Annotated in this window: 16 protein-coding genes; 6 read left to right on the top strand and 10 right to left on the bottom strand. The window is 36.9% G+C overall.

Translation table 11 applies throughout. The features are described from left to right. Positions 1–91 precede the first annotated feature (91 nt). Positions 92–418: a TusE/DsrC/DsvC family sulfur relay protein gene (locus tag V6255_RS04655; protein WP_025563573.1), complete on the top strand. Its 327-nt coding sequence runs from the start codon at positions 92–94 to the stop codon at positions 416–418. A gap of 23 nt (positions 419–441) precedes the next feature. Further along, entirely contained in the window at positions 442–1008 is a 567-nt protein-coding gene (efpL, locus tag V6255_RS04650; protein ID WP_298939910.1) for an elongation factor P-like protein EfpL, read from the top strand. A 577-nt stretch (positions 1009–1585) separates the two neighbouring features. On the opposite strand, the gene V6255_RS04645 is transcribed toward efpL, so the two are convergent. Continuing rightward, a complete protein-coding gene (locus V6255_RS04645; RefSeq protein WP_341627084.1) occupies positions 1586–2041 on the bottom strand; it encodes an NfeD family protein in 456 nt (151 codons plus the stop codon). Between the two features lie 9 nt (positions 2042–2050). Beyond that, positions 2051–2986 (bottom strand): SPFH domain-containing protein, encoded by a 936-nt coding sequence (locus V6255_RS04640; protein WP_341627083.1) that lies wholly within the window; start codon positions 2984–2986, stop codon positions 2051–2053. A 424-nt stretch (positions 2987–3410) separates the two neighbouring features. On the opposite strand from V6255_RS04640, the gene V6255_RS04635 reads away from it, so the two are divergent. The 4 genes from V6255_RS04635 (at position 3411) to ptsG (ending at position 9009) form a co-directional block, all read left to right on the top strand. Further along, entirely contained in the window at positions 3411–3758 is a 348-nt protein-coding gene (locus V6255_RS04635) for a putative quinol monooxygenase (protein ID WP_341627082.1), read from the top strand. Between the two features lie 64 nt (positions 3759–3822). Beyond that, positions 3823–5523, top strand: a complete 1701-nt coding sequence (locus V6255_RS04630; protein WP_341627081.1) for a serine protease — start codon at positions 3823–3825, stop codon at positions 5521–5523. Between the two features lie 141 nt (positions 5524–5664). Beyond that, entirely contained in the window at positions 5665–7053 is a 1389-nt protein-coding gene (dbpA, locus tag V6255_RS04625) for an ATP-dependent RNA helicase DbpA (RefSeq protein ID WP_341627080.1), read from the top strand. Between the two features lie 549 nt (positions 7054–7602). Further along, positions 7603–9009 (top strand): PTS glucose transporter subunit IIBC, encoded by a 1407-nt coding sequence (gene ptsG, locus V6255_RS04620; RefSeq protein WP_341627079.1) that lies wholly within the window; start codon positions 7603–7605, stop codon positions 9007–9009. A 119-nt stretch (positions 9010–9128) separates the two neighbouring features. On the opposite strand, the gene ggt is transcribed toward ptsG, so the two are convergent. From ggt to V6255_RS04580, 8 genes are all read right to left on the bottom strand, one after another. After that, the gene (gene ggt / locus V6255_RS04615; RefSeq protein ID WP_341627078.1) at positions 9129–11003 is read right to left on the bottom strand and encodes a gamma-glutamyltransferase; all 1875 of its coding nucleotides are present in this window, start codon (positions 11001–11003) and stop codon (positions 9129–9131) included. A 645-nt stretch (positions 11004–11648) separates the two neighbouring features. Then, positions 11649–12578 (bottom strand): ABC transporter permease, encoded by a 930-nt coding sequence (locus V6255_RS04610; RefSeq protein ID WP_341627077.1) that lies wholly within the window; start codon positions 12576–12578, stop codon positions 11649–11651. Between the two features lie 41 nt (positions 12579–12619). Next, a complete protein-coding gene (locus tag V6255_RS04605) occupies positions 12620–13723 on the bottom strand; it encodes an ABC transporter permease (RefSeq protein ID WP_341627076.1) in 1104 nt (367 codons plus the stop codon). Beyond that, entirely contained in the window at positions 13716–15248 is a 1533-nt protein-coding gene (locus V6255_RS04600; RefSeq protein WP_341627075.1) for an ABC transporter ATP-binding protein, read from the bottom strand. The genes V6255_RS04605 and V6255_RS04600 overlap by 8 nt, the downstream gene beginning before the upstream one ends. Positions 15249–15360: 112 nt before the next feature. Continuing rightward, positions 15361–16320 carry an isopenicillin N synthase family dioxygenase gene (locus tag V6255_RS04595; RefSeq protein ID WP_341627074.1) on the bottom strand — a complete coding sequence of 320 codons (960 nt, stop codon included), beginning with the start codon at positions 16318–16320 and terminating at the stop codon, positions 15361–15363. Between the two features lie 86 nt (positions 16321–16406). After that, positions 16407–17486, bottom strand: coding sequence for a BMP family ABC transporter substrate-binding protein (locus V6255_RS04590; protein WP_341627073.1), 1080 nt, complete (start codon positions 17484–17486; stop codon positions 16407–16409). 1081 nt (positions 17487–18567) lie between these two features. Further along, complete coding sequence (locus tag V6255_RS04585) at positions 18568–19164, bottom strand: DJ-1/PfpI family protein (RefSeq protein WP_341627072.1); 597 nt, start codon at positions 19162–19164, stop codon at positions 18568–18570. Between the two features lie 91 nt (positions 19165–19255). Beyond that, positions 19256–19678, bottom strand: a complete 423-nt coding sequence (locus V6255_RS04580; RefSeq protein WP_341627071.1) for a GNAT family N-acetyltransferase — start codon at positions 19676–19678, stop codon at positions 19256–19258. Positions 19679–20008 lie beyond the last annotated feature (330 nt).

The raw sequence follows: 20008 nt of genomic DNA, 5'->3' as shown, positions 1-20008 counted from the left end.
TAAAAGATTGCTCTTTTTAGGATAGGCAATTTATCACTTTTAATATAGAATTTTGCTCCAATAAAGCGCTCACTAGGTAAAGGAATTAGACTTGATATTTAATGGTCAAGAAATTGCTACAGATGCACAAGGTTACTTACTCGACTCAACACAGTGGGATGTAGCATTAGCAGATGCAATAGCACAATTAGAAACGATAGCAATGACAGATGAACACTGGCAAGTTATCTATTTTGTTCGTGATTTTTATGAGCAATTTAATACTTCACCAGCAATTCGAGCTCTGGTCAAAGCGATGCAAAACAAATACGGTAAAGAAAAAATCAATAGCCGTTATTTATACAGATTATTCCCAGATGGCCCAGCGAAGCAAGCCACTAAAATTGCTGGTTTACCTAAACCAGCGCGATGTATATAAGCACAATATAAAGGAAAGTTAATATGCCTAAGGCAAGTGATATCAAAAAGAATACTGCAGTTGAATTTAACAACAGTGTTTACATTATTAAAGACATCGAGCGTTCAGTACCTCAAGGTCGTGCAGGCGGTAGTTTATATCGTATGCGTATGTACGATGTTGTTTCTGGTGCAAAAACAGATGAAACATTCAAAGACAGTGACATGCTTACATTAGCAGACTTAATTCGTCGTAATGTTATGTTTTCATACCTTGATGGTGATGAACTAGTCTTTATGGATAGCGAAGATTACACGCCATACAACTTAAATAAAGACAGCATCGCTGATGAAGTTTTATTTATTGATGAAAATACACAAGGTTTACAAGTTGTTATTGTTGATGGTTCACCAGTAGGTGTTGAATTACCGGCAAGTGTTGATTTAGTGATTGTAGAAACAGATCCTTCTATTAAAGGTGGTTCTGCTACTGCTCGTACAAAACCAGCTATTTTATCAACTGGCTTAACAGTACAAGTACCAGAGCATATTTCAACGGGTGACAAAATCCGTGTTAACACGACTGAAAAGAAATTTATGGGTCGTGCATAACCGTTATACCAATTATAAAAGCCGATAATTTTATCGGCTTTTATTACCATTTACTTCCCCTTCATTTTCCTGCTCTAACTGCCCTTTTAAAACTAGCTGTTTACATTCAAAATAATAAAATTTAAAGAGTAAAAGGCATTCTAATTCCAATTACATTAAATAATTGACCTAAATTTTTCGCAGAAAAAATAATTTAGTTTAAGGCGTAAGTTGAGGCCTTTCGAAGAAAGGCTTCGTTAATCGTCTGTCGGAGAATTAACAAAAGATGTGAATGCTTTAATGGTTGTTTCCTTTACGAGATTTACAACGATAAAATAAGTGATTTTAACAAGTAAAATAGATCAGTTAATTCGCATGATTGCTATAATAGACTCTATAAATTAAATAATTAAATGATGGTAATGAATTGTAAATTACAGGTTTAAGACGTTGTCAGGTTTTGTGATAAATATAGAGACGGCAATAGACTGGATTTTATAAACAAAGATAGAGAGGGAATAAAAAATAAAGGTAAAAAGTGGTACAACGCAAACCAGTTGTTTACGTCGTAACACCAATATATTTCTACATTTACAACTTAAATAACTTGTTCCACGGTTAATAAACCTACTTGCATTTCCGTTATCTTTACTTCGGTTCCTGCAGTTAGTGATTCGTTCGCTTTAACTTGCCAATTAATGCCCGAATAGCGATGGGTGATGGTTTTTCCAACTGCTAAATCTTCAAATAATGTAAATTTCTCACCAATCATGCCATTTTTTACTTGGTGTATTTCACCTTTGTTTTGCAATCGTTTCATAGGCTGCCAGCTTATCAAAGCAACAATTGTTGAAATAACGGCTGTTGCTAATAACGCATTAAGCATACTCGTAGGCAAAATGCCTAACGCCATCAAAATACCAGTAATAATAGTACCCAGCCCAACAAAAAATAAAACAAATGTTGAAAAACCCAATACTAATACTTCAATGGCTAAGAGAATAAGACCAAGTACCACTAAAGCTTGCGGTAAATGTAAAAATATATATTCCATAATCAGCCTTTATTTTTTATTTAAGCTAGTAATGATAGTCATTGCTTGTGCAACCATAGACGCTGCATCGTTACCGCTATCAGGTAATAATACCACTGATGATTCTTTAGCAATGGCAGCTTTAGCTTGAATCGCTTTAGTTGCCAGATCTAACTGAATAGCTTTTTGACCTGCGTCAGTATTAGCAGCTTCACCAACTCGATTTAACGCTTCTGCTTGAGCCGTTGCAACAGCAATAATGGCCTCAGCTTCACCTTGAGCTTGCAGTACTTGCTCTTCTTTTTCAGCTTCCGCTTTTAATACTACTGAACGTTTTTGACCTTCAGCAACATTAATAGCAGCTTGACGATCACCTTCAGACTCTAAAATTTGAGCTCGTTTAACACGCTCCGCTTTCATTTGTGTTTCCATCGCTTCCATAACGGTTGTCGGTGGCACAATATCTTTAATTTCATAACGTAAAACTTGAATCCCCCAAGGACCGGCAGCTTCATTGATTGATGCAACAATATTGGTATTCAGTACATCACGCTCTTCGAATGTTTTATCTAGTTCCATTTTACCTAATTCAGAACGCATCGTTGTTTGTGATAACTGCGTAACCGCAAAAACATAATCATCAATACCGTAAGTTGCTTTATGTGGGTCTAGTACTCTGAAAAATAATACACCATCAACACTTAACGAAATATTGTCTTTAGTAATCGCACTTTGGCTTGGTACATCAACGGCTTGTTCTTTAAGAGAGCGATTTGCACCTATGTGGTCGATAAAAGGAACAAGAAAATTCAAGCCAGCTTCTCGAGTCGATTGATATTTACCAAATCGTTCAATTAAAAATGCACGATTTTGTGGCACAAAAATAATTGATTTTTTTAAGATGATAACGACCAACACTAGAATAAAAACTTGTATATTAAAAATGTACTGAAATAAGATATCCATATTAATTCCTTTATTAAAATTATATAATTAAGTGATAGTAACGTGTTGCTTCATTAAATAAAACAAATCATTAACCTCTATCGTTTACCTATAAGTTTGAGTTTAAATATTGTGATTGGTGCACTGTACAATCTTTTGCGTTGTCAATTTCACATCAAAAAATACGATGTATTTAAGGGCTAAATTGAAAATAGAAATAATCAAGTATCCCGATTAAGTACATTTTTATAACGATAAATGTCGACTGCTAATTATATACGTAGATTGTTGACATAAAGGTCACATGAGCACTTATTGTTTAGTCTCTTTTATTGAGAATATTAAGTGTTAGCAGTGCTTATGGTGAGACGACTAAGTTAAAAGTTAACACCGTTACGTTAAATAGATATCAAAAATTTCAATCCCATTTTATTAGGAAAATAACATGTCACAAAAAATTTATTGCATCGCTATGTTTAGAGCAAAACCAGGCCAAGAAGATGCGTTATTTAACATACTACAATCACTTGAGCCAAACTCACTACGCGAAGATGGTTGTGTCCAATATATAGCAACTAGACATGTGCCAAATGACTTCGCGACAGGTGAAAGCTTTCCTTTGGTATTTAATGAAATATGGGCAAATAAAGTAGCGTTTGAAGCACACTGTCAACGTAAAGAAATTGTTGATTTCTTTGAACAACAATGTGTCGCGGAGAATGGCTTAGTTGAAGCACATAATGTGTGTGTGTATAGCGATCAACCAACTAATTATGATGCACCCAACTTATAAGTTATAGGTTGAAGATTAAAGGCACCAATAACATATTAAGCGGATTTTATTTAATAGGGATATTATGAATAACACTACATTTTTCAAACAACTTACATTTTCATGTTTATTGGTTACATCAATGAGCTCATTTGCAGAAGACTCTCAACCACCATCTGCACGTATTGTCGGTGGCGATGAAGTTACTAGTCAATCAACGTACCCATGGATAGTGAGTATCAAAACGGCAAATACAGAAAGTCATTTCTGTGGTGGTTCTTTAATCAATGAACAATGGGTTTTGACTGCAGCACATTGTATGGAAGGTTTATCGGCAAATAATATTGTCGCGACAGTAGGTGAATACGACTTATCGACTTCTACTGAAACATCATCGATCAATATTGATAAAATAATTATTCATCCTAATTTTAATTCTATTACTTTTGATAACGACATTGCACTTATCAAATTATCAACTCCTGTAACTAATACGACAATAATGGCACTATCAAGCTTAGAAACAGCAGAGTTTACTTCGGTTGATAGCATAACCTCAACAGCTATTGGTTGGGGCTCAACGGTTGGTTTCACAGCTGGCGAAGATGTAGACCCAATATACCCAGATATTTTAAATGAAGTGACACTTCCCCTTCTATCTACTACAACATGTGGAGCAGCTATTCCTAATTTCACTGATAACATGGTGTGCGCAGGAGATATTAGTAATGGTGGTATTGACTCATGTCAGGGTGATAGTGGAGGCCCATTAGTTGTTGAATCGATAGAACAAAGTGAAACTCAACAAATTGGAATTGTTAGTTTCGGATTTGGTTGTGCAGCTCCTAATAACCCAGGTGCTTATACTAAAGTGTCAAATTATTCAGAGTGGATTGATTTACAAATCAATGCGGTCACAAGCGTCAATAATACAGACTATTTTGTCGCAGATATTGGTGAAGGCAGAGTATTTACTATCACTCTTCAAAATAATTCTGAATCTCTTATCTCACCGACTTTTTCTTTATCAAACGAAACTGAATTTACGTTACAAACAAGTGAATGCGCAGGGTTAGCTACAGACAGCACTTGTGATGTGAGTTTTGAATATAAACCGAATACCTATCAAACACATAAAACAACCCTCCTTGTAGAAACCAATGATGACACAGTAGCAGATTCAACGATTGAAATTGAAGCTAAAGGCATGCAAATCGTTAATGCTAATGATATTACTTTTACCGAAAATGCCGATGTAACTTGGTATCAATCAAATACATTACCATGGTTACTTTCGGAAGGTGCAAGCTACCTTCAATCGCCGTCTATTTCTAATAATGGTGCCACACAAATAACCGCAATCGTATCTGGGGATTGGTCGTTGAATTTTGATTGGGCAATTAGTTCCGAAGAAAATTATGACTTTCTGACACTGTTTATTAACGGTATTGCCATACAGAGTATTTCTGGCATACAAGGATTTACATCAGAAAACTATCAAATTGCTGGAACAAACACCGTTATTACTTGGCAATATACTAAAGATTCGAGTTTGGATGAAGGTTCAGATGTCGCCTTTTTGCATAATGTGCGGATGATTGGGAGCGATCAATCATCAACAGATACAGCTGCTGACTTACCTTCTTTAGAGCCTGTAGTAGTTGAAAGTAGCTCTAATAATAGTAGCAGTGGAGGTAGTTTACATTGGTGGAGTTTATTTTTATTAATGATCATCGCGACCTTTAAACAATCACTGTTCCGATATTCAATTGTTAATAGTAAATAACGCAAGTTTTCTATTTTTAGACTCAGATAAAACAGGTTTATCTGCAATTTAACGTTATACTATTAACAATTTTTTTGTGACCTACCATGCAAACTGTTATGGTAGCGTCCATTATCACCACCCTATCAGGAAGTTATTATCGTGAGCGACACCTCTTTTGCAACCTTACCTTTATCAAAAAGTCTTTTAACTAATTTAGAGTCTTTAAACTATCAAAAGATGACTGAAATACAGGCACAATCTTTACCATTAATTTTAAATGGAGAAGACGTCATTGCACAGGGTAAAACAGGCTCAGGTAAAACAGCTGCCTTTACACTTGGCATTTTACATCGCTTAAATGTTAAGCAATTTAGAATCCAATCATTAGTTGTTTGCCCAACTCGTGAATTAGCTGATCAAGTCGCTGCAGATATCAGAAAACTAGCTCGCTCTATTCATAACATTAAAGTAATGACGTTATGTGGCGGTACACCACTTAGCCCACAAGCGGCTTCTTTAGAGCATGGCGCTCATATCATTGTGGGTACACCGGGTCGTCTTCAAGATCATCTCAACCGTGGATCATTGAAACTTGAGCATTTAAGTGTGTTAGTACTTGATGAAGCTGACCGTATGCTAGAAATGGGTTTTCAAGATGCTATTGATAGCATTATCGAACACAGCCCAAAACAACGCCAAACCTTGTTATTCAGTGCAACTTACCCAGAACAAATTGAAAAAGTAGCAAAACGTATTATGAATGCGCCAAAGCAAATTACCGTAAAAGCAACACACGATAACAATGTTATTGAGCAAACGTTTTACTCAGTACAAAACAACCAAGATCGCATGATAGCGTTACGTTTATTATTAAACCGTCATCAACCAGAATCGAGCGTGGTATTTTGTAACACCAAACGTGAAGTACAAGAAGTTGCAGAAGAACTTGCAAACCGCGGTTACAGTGCGATTGCCCTTCATGGCGATTTAGAACAGAAAGATCGCGATCAAGCATTAATCCGCTTTTCCAATAAAAGTGCGCGTATTTTAGTTGCAACCGATGTTGCTGCTCGTGGGTTAGATATTGATAACTTAAGTGCTGTATTTAACTTCCATGTTGCCCATGATCAAGAAGTACATGTTCATCGTATCGGCCGTACTGGTCGCGCAGGCAGTAAAGGCTTAGCATTTACTTTCTACAGCAATAAAGATGACCATAGAATTAAATTATTAGAAGATATTCTTGACCGAAATATCAACCCAAGTCCATTACCTGATAATTCATTATTAGATACACCACCAGCAGCCTCTGAAATGATCACAATACGTATCGAAGGTGGCAAAAAACAAAAAATTCGCCCTGGTGATATTGTTGGTGCATTAACCGGACAAGATGGTATTACAGGTCAACAAGTGGGCAAAATTGCAGTATCTGAATACTGGTCTTACGTTGCTGTACAACGAGATCATCTTAAAATTGCCTTTAAAAAACTAAGTGAAGGAAAGCTAAAAGGTAGAAGCTTCCGAGTAATGGTTGTAAGAGGCTAACCATTACATCAGTTACCAGTTTAATTTGATCAAATTAAACTGGTAATATTTCTTCTCTACACAATACCCTCTGCAACCAAAACCCTATAGACAAAAAGATCAAAAAACACCTTTTTTTAATACAAAAAAACTAATAAATCAGATTGATTTCAAGGCACATAGCAAAACCAAATTTGAGCCAAAATTTTAGCTTAAACAATGATTTACAGCCTTAAAGTAACTAAAAGTATCTTCAGTAATCTCACCTTTTTATTACCCAAATTTTAATTTAGAACAAAGCACCAGTCATACATTTTAATTAGAACTAAAAGAATAGGCTGATATACAACTTCACTGTACGGAATCTGAAAAAGAAATTTCCTTTAGATCATATTGAAATACGCTTCCAACAATAATTTGTAATATTTTGTAAAAATGCATCTTCAATTGTAAGTAAATGTAACTTCTTTTTTTATGTGAGCATTTTATCATTTTTTATACATCATGACCGTTACACTCCCGCCATCGAGTTAATCGAACTAATACTTAAAAACCACAACGGAGTGATTTATGAATATATTTGGAAGCTTACAAAAAGTCGGGAAGTCATTAATGCTACCTGTGTCTGTATTACCTATTGCAGGAATACTACTGGGTGTCGGTGCTGCTAAATTTAGTATATTGCCTGATGTAGTTTCACAATTAATGGAACAAGCAGGCGGTGCAGTATTTGGTAACATGGCATTATTATTTGCGATTGGTGTTGCACTTGGCTTCACTAAGAATGATGGCGTGTCAGCACTTGCAGCCGCTGTTGGTTATTACATCATGATGCAAACCATCGAGACATTAGCCCCAGGTGCCAATACAGGCGTACTAGGTGGTATTATTGCAGGTGGTATTGCTGCTGCCATGTTTAACCGTTTCTATAATATAACCTTGCCTGATTACCTAGGTTTCTTTGCAGGTAAACGTGCTGTACCAATAATGACGGGTTTCGCCGCTATTATTGCAGGCGCAATACTCTCTGTTATTTGGCCTCCAATTGGTGCTGGCATTTCAGCATTCTCAGAATGGGCTGCTCACCAAAATCCAACCGTTGCCTTTGGTATTTACGGTGTGGTAGAACGTTCATTAATTCCATTCGGTTTACACCATATCTGGAATGTACCATTCTTCTTCGAGGCAGGTGATTGTGTTAATGCTAACGGTAAAGAACTACACGGTATCTTAACTTGTTACTTATCTGCAGATGATGCAAGCCGTGCTGCTGGCAATGGTTTTGGTCAACTAGCTGGCGGTTACATGTTCAAAATGTTTGGTCTACCTGCTGCTGCGATTGCAATTGCACACTCTGCTAAACCAGAGAATAGAGCAAAAGTAATGGGTATCATGGCGTCAGCTGCGTTAACGTCTTTCTTAACAGGTATCACTGAACCAATTGAATTCTCATTCATGTTTGTTGCCCCTGTTTTATACGCAATTCACGCATTATTAGCGGGTTCTGCATTTGTTGTAACAAACATGTTAGGTATGGTTCACGGCACGTCATTCTCACACGGTTTGATTGACTTCTTAGTGCTATCAGCTAACGCTCAAAAAATCACTTACTTCATTATCATTGGGCTTATTTACGCGGTTGTTTATTACTCTTTATTCCGCATCGTAATCAAAGCACTCAACCTTAAAACGCCAGGTCGTGAAGATGAAGAGCAAGTTGACGCTGTTGTATTGAATAACGAAGAGATGTCTTCTGCATTAGTCGCTGCATTTGGCGGTAAGGAAAATATTGATAACTTAGATGCTTGTATCACTCGTCTACGTATTAGCGTTAATGATATTGCACTTGTTGATCAAGCTGGGCTTAAGAAATTAGGCGCTGCTGGCGTTGTTGTTTCTGGTAACGGTGTACAAGCTATCTTTGGGACTAAATCAGACAACTTAAAAACAGATATGGAAGCTTTTTTAGGGAAGTAAACACGTCTAATTAAAAACTATTTATTCACTAAAATAGTTAAATAAAAAAGGTAATCATTAATTCATGTAACGTATTGAATGAAATGATTACCTTTTATTGGTTTTACACTAACAAGTTATTACTCGCCTTTTGCAACACCTTCACGTCGTGGATCAGCACCTCCAACAAATACATCATTATCACTAACAATAGTGGCAATACCACTCACTCTAGAAGTGACATCAACGGTATGATTCATTGCTTCCAGTTCACTTACAATCGTTGCTTCATCAGTAAGTCGTTCTTCTTCAATAAACGTTGAACCGTTCGTTGAACCGAAATTCACTAATGATGTTGCTTGTTGTGCATCAAGCCCCCAATCTAATACACCAACTAATGTTTTCGCTACGTAAGTGATAATAGTTGAGCCACCAGGAGAACCTGTTGCCATAAAGAACTGACCATCCGCATCTAATACGATAGTTGGCGCCATAGAGCTTCGCGGTCTCTTTCCACCTTCGACTCGGTTGGCAATAAGTGTTCCATCTGCACTTTGATATTCCGTAGAAAAATCGGTAAGTTGATTATTTAATAAATATCCATCAACCATTTGATGTGAACCAAACCCAGTTTCAATCGAGCTCGTCATAGACACAACATTACCTTCTTTATCAACAATCGACATGTGCGTTGTTGAAGGTAAATTTGGAGATTGATCTGGAGACCAGTTTTCAGCACCAGCAGGCTTCCCTGCTTCAGCAGTGCCCATGCTGCTTTGCGCGTCGATTAACCTAAATCGCTCAGTTAAATAAGCTGGGTCAATCATGCTTTCCCAAGAACCACCAGGTAGAGCAACAAAATCGGTATCGGCGATATAAAGGCCTCGATCAGCATAAGCAAGTCTAGCGGCTTCTGAGAACCAATGAATACCGTTCGCCGTAGGTTGTCCACCATTAAGGTCAATATCCGTTGGCAACCATTGGCTCATATCATGATTCTCTAAAATACCTAAGATTTGTGCAACTGTTATCCCTCCTGACGATGGTGGAGGTGTTCCACATACCGTATAGCCTCTATAAACACTACAAACAGGTTCATTTTTAATAGCTTCATAGTTTGCAATATCGTCTGTTGTTAAAATGCCAGGAATAGGATTCTGAGATAGTTTAGTGACAATATTTGTCGCATAAGTTCCGGTATAAAATAGCTCAACGTCATTAGCTACATCTTTAAATGTATCGGCTAATGGTTGATTCTTAAGAAGGTAGCCCGCCGGTAAAGGAATGGTATATTCACCGCTTTCATCTGTTAAACAGAAATAACTATTCGCATCAGGGTCAACATAAAAATCAGAGGCGTTATCTGAATCTTTACAGAAAACAACATCACCTTCTATCGAAGCTTCTAACCTTTCTGATACTTCAAAGCCCTCTTCTGCAAGTGATATAGCGGGTGTAAATAAATCACTCCAGACTTTAGTGCCGTACTCATCATGTGCTTTCTTTAACATTTTTAAGGTACCTGGAACGCCCGTTGACTTTCCTCCAAGCACTTTTTGAAAGAAACCGTTGTAACCTGATGGCGCAACACCATCAACATAAAACATATCACCCGTTGCTGCTGAGGGTGCCGTTTCTCGACCATCAAAATGAACAATATTCTTAGTGTCAGCATCATAATAAAGCATGAATCCTCCACCACCAATCCCCGATGACTGCGGTTCAACCAATGTTAAGACCATTTGTGCGGCAATCGCTGCATCAATAGCATTTCCCCCGTTTTTAAGTACATCGTAAGCAGCGTCTGTTGCTAAGGGATTATTAGTGACAGCCATATAATCATTAGCAATAACCGCCGTTCTTTCTTCAAAACCAGAGGCACACTCAGGATTAGCCTGATCGATTTCACAGTTTACTAAGGCTTCAACACTCGTCTCATCAGAGTCATTACACGAAGCTAGCATCATTACCGCTGAAGTTGCTAAAAATATCCTTGATAGTTTTCTTTTCATCATGTTCTTCCTGTTACAGATAAATTAAATACCGTTATGGTTACGTTAAACGGGCATAAAGACTCAATCAAATTTTTAGAAAATAAGATTAAACCCCAAACTACATCACATAATCATAAATTACAAATCAATTTAAAAGTAAGGCCACCCTCTATATCATTGTTATAGCAAGAAAAATATAAATTAAAATATTTCAGAATGGGTAACTAAGAGAGGCAAGAAAGGTTGAATCTGTCCGATATAAAACGTAGAGGTAACGAGTTAGCTAAAAGGCTTGAGTGATTGGTATAAACCAATAAAGCTTAAATGCAACGTTAAGCTAAGCCACAATGCTAAAGGTATTTAGAGACAACTGATAAACAATGTTTAACGGTTGTCTCTTTTTCGCCGACTGCGGCTGCATAATAGATTATGGTTTAAGAAGCGTTTTTATCTGTTAATTTATTAATCTTCTATATTGTAAAATTATGTTGTAAAGTCATATTACACAATACTGTCGACAAATACAGTGCTCAAAACATCCACAAATAATGATGCTATATTTTACAAAAAAAATAGACTTAAAACTTTGAAATTGTACTATTTATATAACTCTACTTCTCTGATCCAGCTTTAAAATACTTTGACAGGAAAAGTAATTAACTGTCATTAATGCAGCTTAGGATCAAAAGGTTTAGATAAACTCATCGGTGTTGATAATTTCTGTTTTAATGAGTCAGAACTGATTAAAACCATCACAATTAATGTTGCCAAATAAGGCATCATTGCTAATAGGTTAGGCGAAATATCAAAACCGAATCCTTGCATTACAAGATGCAAAATAGACGCGATACCAAACAGGTAAGCCCCCAACATTAAATAACCAACACGCCACGAAGCAAACACCACTAATGCTAATGCTATCCAACCTCTCCCTGCACTCATATTTTCCATCCACATTGGTGTATAGGAAAGGGATAAATAAGCTCCAGCCATACCGGCCATTGCACCACCAAATATGGTAGCAAGGTATCTTATTTTAATCACTTTAATACCTAATGCATTAGCAGAATGTGGGTTTTCCCCAACCGACCTAATAGTTAAGCCAACACGTGTTTTATGCAATACCCACCAAGTACAAGCTGTAATGACAAAACTAAAATAAATTAAAATGTCTTGATTAAATAACAGTGCACCAATAAAAGGAATATCACTTAACAGGGGAATAGCAATCGAATTAAAACCAGGAATAGTCGAACCAACTAGACTACTGCCTAGAAAAGAACTCAAACCAATACTGAAAATGGTTAACGCTAATCCTGTTGCTACTTGGCTGGTATTTAAGCTTAAAGCCAACACGCCAAACAATAGCGCCATCATCATTCCCGCAACCATCGCGAGTGTCAGGCCTAAAAATAGATTACCCGTGTAGTAGGCGCCTGCAAATCCAGCCATTGCCCCCATTAATACCATGCCTTCTTGTCCTAAATTAAGTACACCAGACTTTTCGGTTACTAATTCCCCTAAAGCAATTAACAGCAAGGGAGTACCCGTTTTGAGGGCAGCTATCAATATTTGTTGTATGAGTTCTATATCCATTATGTTATTCCTTTATTCTGTTTTACGCTCGCTATTAGCGATTAAATGTTATTTATTAACGTCGCTTTTAGTGGTTTTGAAAACACCTTTTTCGAGGTAAATGAAATTTTATAATTAATAAGAAAATCACAAGCAAGCATAAAAAATAATAAAACGCCTTGGAATAAACCGGTAATCGCTGTCGGCAAACCTAACTCTATTTGCGCTAAATCGCTCCCCATATATAAGCACCCCATAAACAAGGATGAGATAATGATACCAAAAGGATTTAAACGTCCTAGATAAGCAACAATGATTGCGGCATAACCATAACCGGGTGACACAGAAGGAATTAACTGCCCAATGGGCCCCATCACTTCAGCCGAGCCAGCAAAACCTGCCAGTGCACCTGCAAATAACATCACTCCCCACACAACCTTATTACTACTAAAACCAGCATACCGAGCAGCAGCTTGTTCTTCACCGTAAACACGAACAATAAAACCAGGTAATGTTTTGAATAAAACAAGCCCTGTTATCAGTGCAATGAATATTGCAATTAAAATGCTCACTGATGCTCGCCCTTCTTCTTGAATAAGTGGCAACATGACTGCTTCTGCAAACATTGCTGATTCAGGAAAACCGTATCCTTGAGGATCAGCAAGAGGTCCATGTACAGCCCATAACAAGGTATATAAACCAATATAATTGAGCATAATAGTGGAGAGGATAATATTCGTTTTAAAAAATCGTTCTAATGCAGTTGGAATAGCAGCCCAAAAAGCACCAGCTAACATACCTGATAATAGGATCAACATAATTGAACTAATACCTGCATCTTCTCCTGCTTGAACAGCAAAATAACTACTAACCACTGCACCAATTAGCAGCTGCCCTTCAGCACCAATATTCCAAATGTTCGCTCTAAAGCAGATAGCAAGTCCCGTTGCACAGAGCATTAATGGTGCGGCTTTTACCATTAACTCGCCCAAGTTATAACTATCACTCAGCGGCATGATTACAAAGACTTCAAATGCTTGTTGTGGCCTAACATCGAGTAGAATAAACATTAAACTAGAAACTAACATGGTTAATATAATAGCGATCAAAGGAGAGCACCAAACCATTGCTTTAGAGCTTTCTATACGTGGTTGAATATTAAGCATGGTCCACCTCTTTTTGTTGGATAAACCCACCAGCAATCCATTTTCCTATTTCCTCTATATTCGTTTTCTCTGTTTCCACAATATGGGATAAACGACCTTCATATAACGCAGTTAATCTATCGCAAACCACAAACAGTTCATCAATATCCTCAGATACAATTAATATTGCGGCCCCTTGATCCCGCAAAGCGATTAACTGTCGATGAATGGCACTAGCTGCACCAATATCAACGCCCCAAGTTGGGTGTGCACAAATCAATACAATAGGTGCTTGCTGTACTTCTCGACCAATAATAAACTTTTGTAAATTACCGCCAGACAGACTTTTAGCCTGAGATGATTGGTTATGACATTTTACTTTATTATCGACAATAATTTCATTGGCAAGCGCTTTCAGTTTACTCCCTAGAATAAACCCGTTTTTAATCAAAGCAGTAGTGTTGGTAAGTAACGTATTGTTGGTTAAGGTCATTTCAGGCACAGCACCTTGACCAAGGCGATCTGCTGGTACATACGCCATGCCTAATTTTCTTCTTGCTCCTGCGTTTAACTTTCCAATCTCTTTCCCAGCAAAAACGATATTAGCTTTATCTGCACGCGTATCCTCACCACTCAAAGCGGCTAATAAATCTTCTTGGCCATTACCAGCGACACCAGCGATCCCTAATATCTCACCTTTTCTTAACGTCAGTGACACATCTGTTAATCCACAACCAAATGGATTAGTTGGCAATAGTGTTAAATAAGTAGTAGTGAAAATACTTTCTTCTGATCGTTTTTTTGGATAATTTTCAGAGAGTTCAGTTTCACTGCCGACCATCATTCTCGCTATAGATTCGGGTGTTTCTTGTGCAGGAATACATTCACCAGTAACCACCCCTCCCCGTAAAATAACAGCACGATCGCAGAGCTCAGTGACTTCTTTTAATTTATGACTGATAAATAAAACACTGCTACCTTCACTTGCTAGTTTTTTTAATACTCTAAATAACCCAGAGACTTCATGGGGTGTTAATACAGAAGTGGGTTCATCTAAAATTAACAGTTTTACGTTTTGTATCAAACAACGCAATATTTCTACTCGCTGCCTCTCACCTATACTTAAGCTGTGTACATAACGGTCGGGATCTACATGTAAATCATACTTTTTACTTATTTCTACTATCTCTTGTCTCAGATCACTGAGCTGATCAACAAATTCTTTATCTAACCCCAATTCGATATTCTCTTGCACTGTCAACGTTTCAAACACAGAAAAATGCTGAAAGACCATACCAATACCCATCGCACGCGCTTGATTAGGTGAATCAATATTAACTTCACGGTTATGCCAAAAAATAGCACCGGTATCAGGCTTATTCACACCATAAATCATCTTCACTAACGTCGATTTACCTGCTCCGTTTTCGCCAAGTAATGCCAGTATTTCTCCTTCATTGAGCGACATATTGACGTTGTCATTTGCAATCACCCCAGGGAAAATTTTACTGACATTCCAGAGTTCTAATAAAGATGATTTTGCCATAGGTAAGATAAGTCCTTGTTCAATTAGCGCTGTCATTGTTCTGTTAGCACAGCAGAAATATAGTGAATGACCTAAGGCCCTTTAGATCAACATTTCAATTTAATAGAAGTAATTATTCAGTTGCTTCGTTGCGGTATTCATAGGTATCAGCAAAGCGAGATAGAATCCAATCGCCAGCAGTGACCTTTTTATATTGAGCTAACTCTCCATCAGCTAAACAAGAAGCGACCGTAGAAACTTCTGTATCGAAGTTAGGCTCTACAAAGAAAGGCATCGAAAACCGTGTTGTTTGAGAAGTGGGACTTGTGACGCGATGTGAAGTCGATTTATAACAGTCATTGGTCCAGCGCTGCATTAAATCTCCAATGTTAACCACAAAGCTATTTTCAACAGGCGTGGCATCTAACCAATTGCCCTTTCTATCTTGTACTTGTAATCCACCTACTTGATCTTGGTACAACAATGTAATGCAACCATAATCAGTATGTGCTCCTGCACCATTTTTATTTTCTTGCTGTGGTGGATAATGAATCAAACGTAATACACTAACGGGATAACTAAAATGTTGACTGAAAAAGTCGATAGGTAATTGTAGTGCTAGTGCCATCGCCTTAAGAATTCTTAGCGCCACTTCCATGCTAAGTTGATATTGTTGCTGCATCAATTGAATAAATCCATCAATATTAGGGTATTGATTTGGACCATATAATTGGCCACAACGTGCTACTTGTGAATGGTATGGGCTTAAATCTAGCGCCATATCAAAGGTTTCTTTGTAATCACTAGGTCCGTTCGGGTCTAATTTTTCTGCACTAACTTGCCCCCAACCACGATGATTAGTTGAATGTTGTATATTTATTTTTTGTTTAGTCGCTTCAGGTAATGCAAACAAAGTGTTAGCCATTGTTTGTACATTAGTAAACTGCTCGGTGGGAATACCATGGCCTGTAACGTAGAAAAAACCAGTATCGCGACATGCTTTGTCAATCGCTTCAATCACATCCTGCCATTGGTTGATGTCATCACTTTGTAACGCTGTTATATCAATGATTGGTAAATTTAAACTCATCATGTCTATCCTAAAAATGTGTTATATGAACAAAGTTAATCTTGGTGCTAGCGAAATAAATCCAACTAGCGCCAAGATGATTTGTCTATTTACTGAGGGATTTTTGCGTCAATACCTTCTACGTACCACATAACACTTGCTAATTCTTCATCAGTCAGCGTTTTACCTGCTGGAATGACTTCATTACCTTGGTTATCTTTCATCGGACCTGTAAAGGGATGGAACTCACCAGATTTTATTTTTGCTTCGGTTTCACTGATAGCCGTTTTCACTGCGTCGCTCAATACAGGGTTAACTGACACGATTTGTAAAATTTCTTCTGCAAAACCGCCCCAGTAATCTTCAGATTTCCATGTATTATCCATAATTTTTTGAACGGTATCGATGTAATATGGTCCCCAATGATCGCGCACTGAGAACATGTGTGCAGTTGGTGCAAAATGGCTCATATCAGATGCTTGGCCCACACCCATTTTACCGCGTTTTTCCGCAGCAATAAGCGGTGCAGGACTATCAGTATGTTGAATAATTATATCGGCACCTTGGTCCATCAATGCATTAGCTGCATCAGCTTCTTTACCTGGATCATACCAAGTGCTTACCCAAACGATTTTCATCTTCACATCAGGGTTAACGCTTTTAGCGCCTAAATAAACTGCGTTAATATCACGGATAACTTCAGGAATAGGAAATGAGGCAATATAACCAAGTACATTAGACTTTGTTTCCATACCAGCAGCGACACCTGACACATAACGTCCTTGATAGGTACTCAGTAGATAAGTACCTACATTTTTAGCACGTTTATAGCCCGTCGCATTTTCAAAGTGTACTTTAGGAAATCGCTTAGCCACTTTAATTGTCGGGTTCATAAAACCAAAAGAAGTGGTGAAGATGACATCATGACCCGATTTAGCTAATTGTGTAATTACACGTTCAGCATCGGCCCCTTCAGGTACATTCTCTACATAAGTTGTGCTGACCTTGCCATCGAAATGCTTTTCCAACTCAATTCGGCCTTGATCGTGCTCATAACTCCAACCATGATCTCCCACAGGGCCAACATACACAAACCCGACTTTTAATGGATCATCCGCCGCTTGAGTTACAGGCAATAAGAAGACGTTTACAGCAAGTGCGGCAACCGTTACTAGTTTTTTAAATTTCATAAATAGTCCCTTTTATGTGAAATGAATTTATTGGTAACTTAAAGAAACAGCAAAAACTAGGCCAATCACTAATATTTAATGAGCAATGCCCGTCAACACTGATAAGTTGCTTTTTCTTAAAAAATGTTAAACAAGAGAATGGTGTACTTATGCTACTTATTGGTGCATTTAAATGTCAGCTCTTGACCATTTGAAAAAATAAGAAACTAAAGTAGATATGTGTATGTAGCAGAATAATTTGCTTCATTTGAGAGAAATGAGACAACTCTGTAAAAATTGAATTATCAATTCAATGCTTGTTAACTTAACTTTTAGGCGTGTAAAGTGAGTGTTATATTAATTAAATTAAATAAGTGTTCTAAATTTTGCGCAAGAAAAATAACTTAGTTTAAGACATAAGTTGAAGCCTTTCGAAGATTAACTTGGTTAATCGACTGTCGGAGAATTAACCAAAAGAGATTGATGCTTTGATGGTTGTCCCCTTGGCGAAATTTATAACAAAGAAAGAAGTTATTTACTTATGATCTAAATCCAAGAAGTAAAATAGCTAAGCTATTTATTGTGATTGGTATTATATACCTTTAGAGAAAAAGGAGGAGTAAACCAGTCAATTTTAAGTGGGTATTGGAAAGGATAACAATATACAATTTAAATATGAAAAGTCTTTAAATCTAGCGGATTACACATATAAAAAGCAATATAATAGCTAACATTTCACTTAGGTTTATGAGGCTATCTTTAATTAATTTTCTTTTTCTACTCTGAATAAAATATTTATTATTTAACCTCAATTCTGGTTAATGAAAGTGGAATTACATTTAAAATTATAAGGTACTATTTTTTTACTAGTCAATGCCATTAGTTTTGCGGATTTGTATCGTATTACTTATCCAGAACTGAGGTTATTTAGGCATAAAAACATTACAAAGTCATTAATACTTTAAAATAAATCTATTCACTTACACATAACTAACTTTATTCTATTTATTATAGATTAGTCGAAAATCTTATCGTAAGTTAGCTTTTAGTTAAATCTTTGACTCATCCATATATTATTAATTAAAATCAATTATGCACAATACTAAAGATATTTAGAGACAACTGATAAACAATGTTTAACGGTTTCATCTTTTTCACCAACTGGCGCAACATAATGGATTGCAGCTTCTGCAGCGACTTTATCTGCTAACTTACTAATCACCCATGTAGCCAAATATTGCGAGGCTAAACATCCACCAGCAGTCGCTATATTGCCTTTTGCAAAAAAAGGTTGATTTAACACCTCAACACCAGACTCAATCACCCAAGGTTTTGTGGTTAAATCAGTACATGCAGGAATATCGTTCAATAAGCCCAAGACAGATAACAACAGCGTACCGGAACATTGCCCACCTATTAATTGCTTATCAGGATTCAAAGATAAACGATTTAAAATACGAGGGTCTTTTGACACATCGCGTGTTTGTAATCCACTACCAAATAAAACAGCATCGGCACTGTTAGCGAACTCAAGTGGTTGTTGAGCCATTACAGTAACACCATTCATCGAAGTAACAGATTCTGATGGACAGGTTATTTGCACATTCCAACCAAACTCTTTCATACGGTTCATTATGCTTGCTGCAATAAATGAATCTAATTCATTGAAACCTTCGAAGGTTAAAATAGCAATATTCATAGATAACTCCATTTATCTTAGGATGAGGAAAATCTAACAATGGACAACAAAGAGGAGTGATTCAACCCCTCTACTAATGGCTTTTAATCGGTTAAATATCTGTTATTGAAAAATGATGGCTTCCAATATCAAAACGCTCTCTTAAGTAGAAGCGATGCGCTGAAAAACGTTGAACACCCGAATCTAGATGTAATTGTTGGCAACCTATTTCTTTAGCATATTGTTTGAACCAGTTAATGATAAGAGAGCCCGCACCTGTTGAGCGACTTGCTTCATTAGTCACGAGGTCATCAATATAAATATATTTACCCCATGCTAATTTTTCACCGACAACAAAACCTGCAACACACAATATTTCTTCACTCTGTTTAACATAAGCAATTTGATAGCCAGCTTCTTGTTGTTTTTCAATTTGCACTTTTAAACCTTGAAGATCATATTGAGGTCGAAGTTGCAAAAGAACTTCCGCTACTTTATCTAACTCTAAATTAGATTGTAATAAATGTACTTGCATGTTGACCCTTTCCATTAACAATATTTTTAAATGTTATTGATATTGATACAAACATAAACGAATAAAATAGATTAATAGACACTATTTCTATGGGAGCTTGAATTCAGCAATAAGGTTAGTATTACCATAAAATGAGACAATGAGACAAATAAATACACTCAACCACTTGTATTAATATCTAACTTTAAAATCTGCAGCAACTATTAATGTTAGACGACCAGTTTGAGACCCGATAGGATTTTAAATTAACTATCAGCTTAAACGCGTATGACTAAGTTTTTTATAATGAGTCACACATTATTACTCATTACATGTTGGTATAAAGCTTTC

The sequence above is a fragment of the Psychromonas arctica genome (genome assembly GCF_038155225.1).
Taxonomy (GTDB): domain Bacteria; phylum Pseudomonadota; class Gammaproteobacteria; order Enterobacterales; family Psychromonadaceae; genus Psychromonas; species Psychromonas arctica_B.
Note: the sequence above shows the minus strand (reverse complement) of the source record. Positions and strands in the feature narration are given on the sequence as shown.

Excerpts from the sequence above, each read along its gene's own strand:
- V6255_RS04645 (WP_341627084.1), bottom strand. The coding sequence starts at position 2,041 with ATGGAATATATATTTTTACATTTACCGCAAGCTTTAGTGGTACTTGGT.
- V6255_RS04600 (WP_341627075.1), bottom strand. The coding sequence starts at position 15,248 with ATGGCAAAATCATCTTTATTAGAACTCTGGAATGTCAGTAAAATTTTC.
- V6255_RS04635 (WP_341627082.1), top strand. The coding sequence starts at position 3,411 with ATGTCACAAAAAATTTATTGCATCGCTATGTTTAGAGCAAAACCAGGC.
- V6255_RS04580 (WP_341627071.1), bottom strand. The coding sequence starts at position 19,678 with ATGCAAGTACATTTATTACAATCTAATTTAGAGTTAGATAAAGTAGCG.
- V6255_RS04630 (WP_341627081.1), top strand. The coding sequence starts at position 3,823 with ATGAATAACACTACATTTTTCAAACAACTTACATTTTCATGTTTATTG.
- V6255_RS04585 (WP_341627072.1), bottom strand. The coding sequence starts at position 19,164 with ATGAATATTGCTATTTTAACCTTCGAAGGTTTCAATGAATTAGATTCA.
- efpL (WP_298939910.1), top strand. The coding sequence starts at position 442 with ATGCCTAAGGCAAGTGATATCAAAAAGAATACTGCAGTTGAATTTAAC.
- V6255_RS04610 (WP_341627077.1), bottom strand. The coding sequence starts at position 12,578 with ATGGATATAGAACTCATACAACAAATATTGATAGCTGCCCTCAAAACG.
- V6255_RS04640 (WP_341627083.1), bottom strand. The coding sequence starts at position 2,986 with ATGGATATCTTATTTCAGTACATTTTTAATATACAAGTTTTTATTCTA.
- ptsG (WP_341627079.1), top strand. The coding sequence starts at position 7,603 with ATGAATATATTTGGAAGCTTACAAAAAGTCGGGAAGTCATTAATGCTA.
- V6255_RS04595 (WP_341627074.1), bottom strand. The coding sequence starts at position 16,320 with ATGATGAGTTTAAATTTACCAATCATTGATATAACAGCGTTACAAAGT.
- ggt (WP_341627078.1), bottom strand. The coding sequence starts at position 11,003 with ATGATGAAAAGAAAACTATCAAGGATATTTTTAGCAACTTCAGCGGTA.
- V6255_RS04605 (WP_341627076.1), bottom strand. The coding sequence starts at position 13,723 with ATGCTTAATATTCAACCACGTATAGAAAGCTCTAAAGCAATGGTTTGG.
- V6255_RS04590 (WP_341627073.1), bottom strand. The coding sequence starts at position 17,486 with ATGAAATTTAAAAAACTAGTAACGGTTGCCGCACTTGCTGTAAACGTC.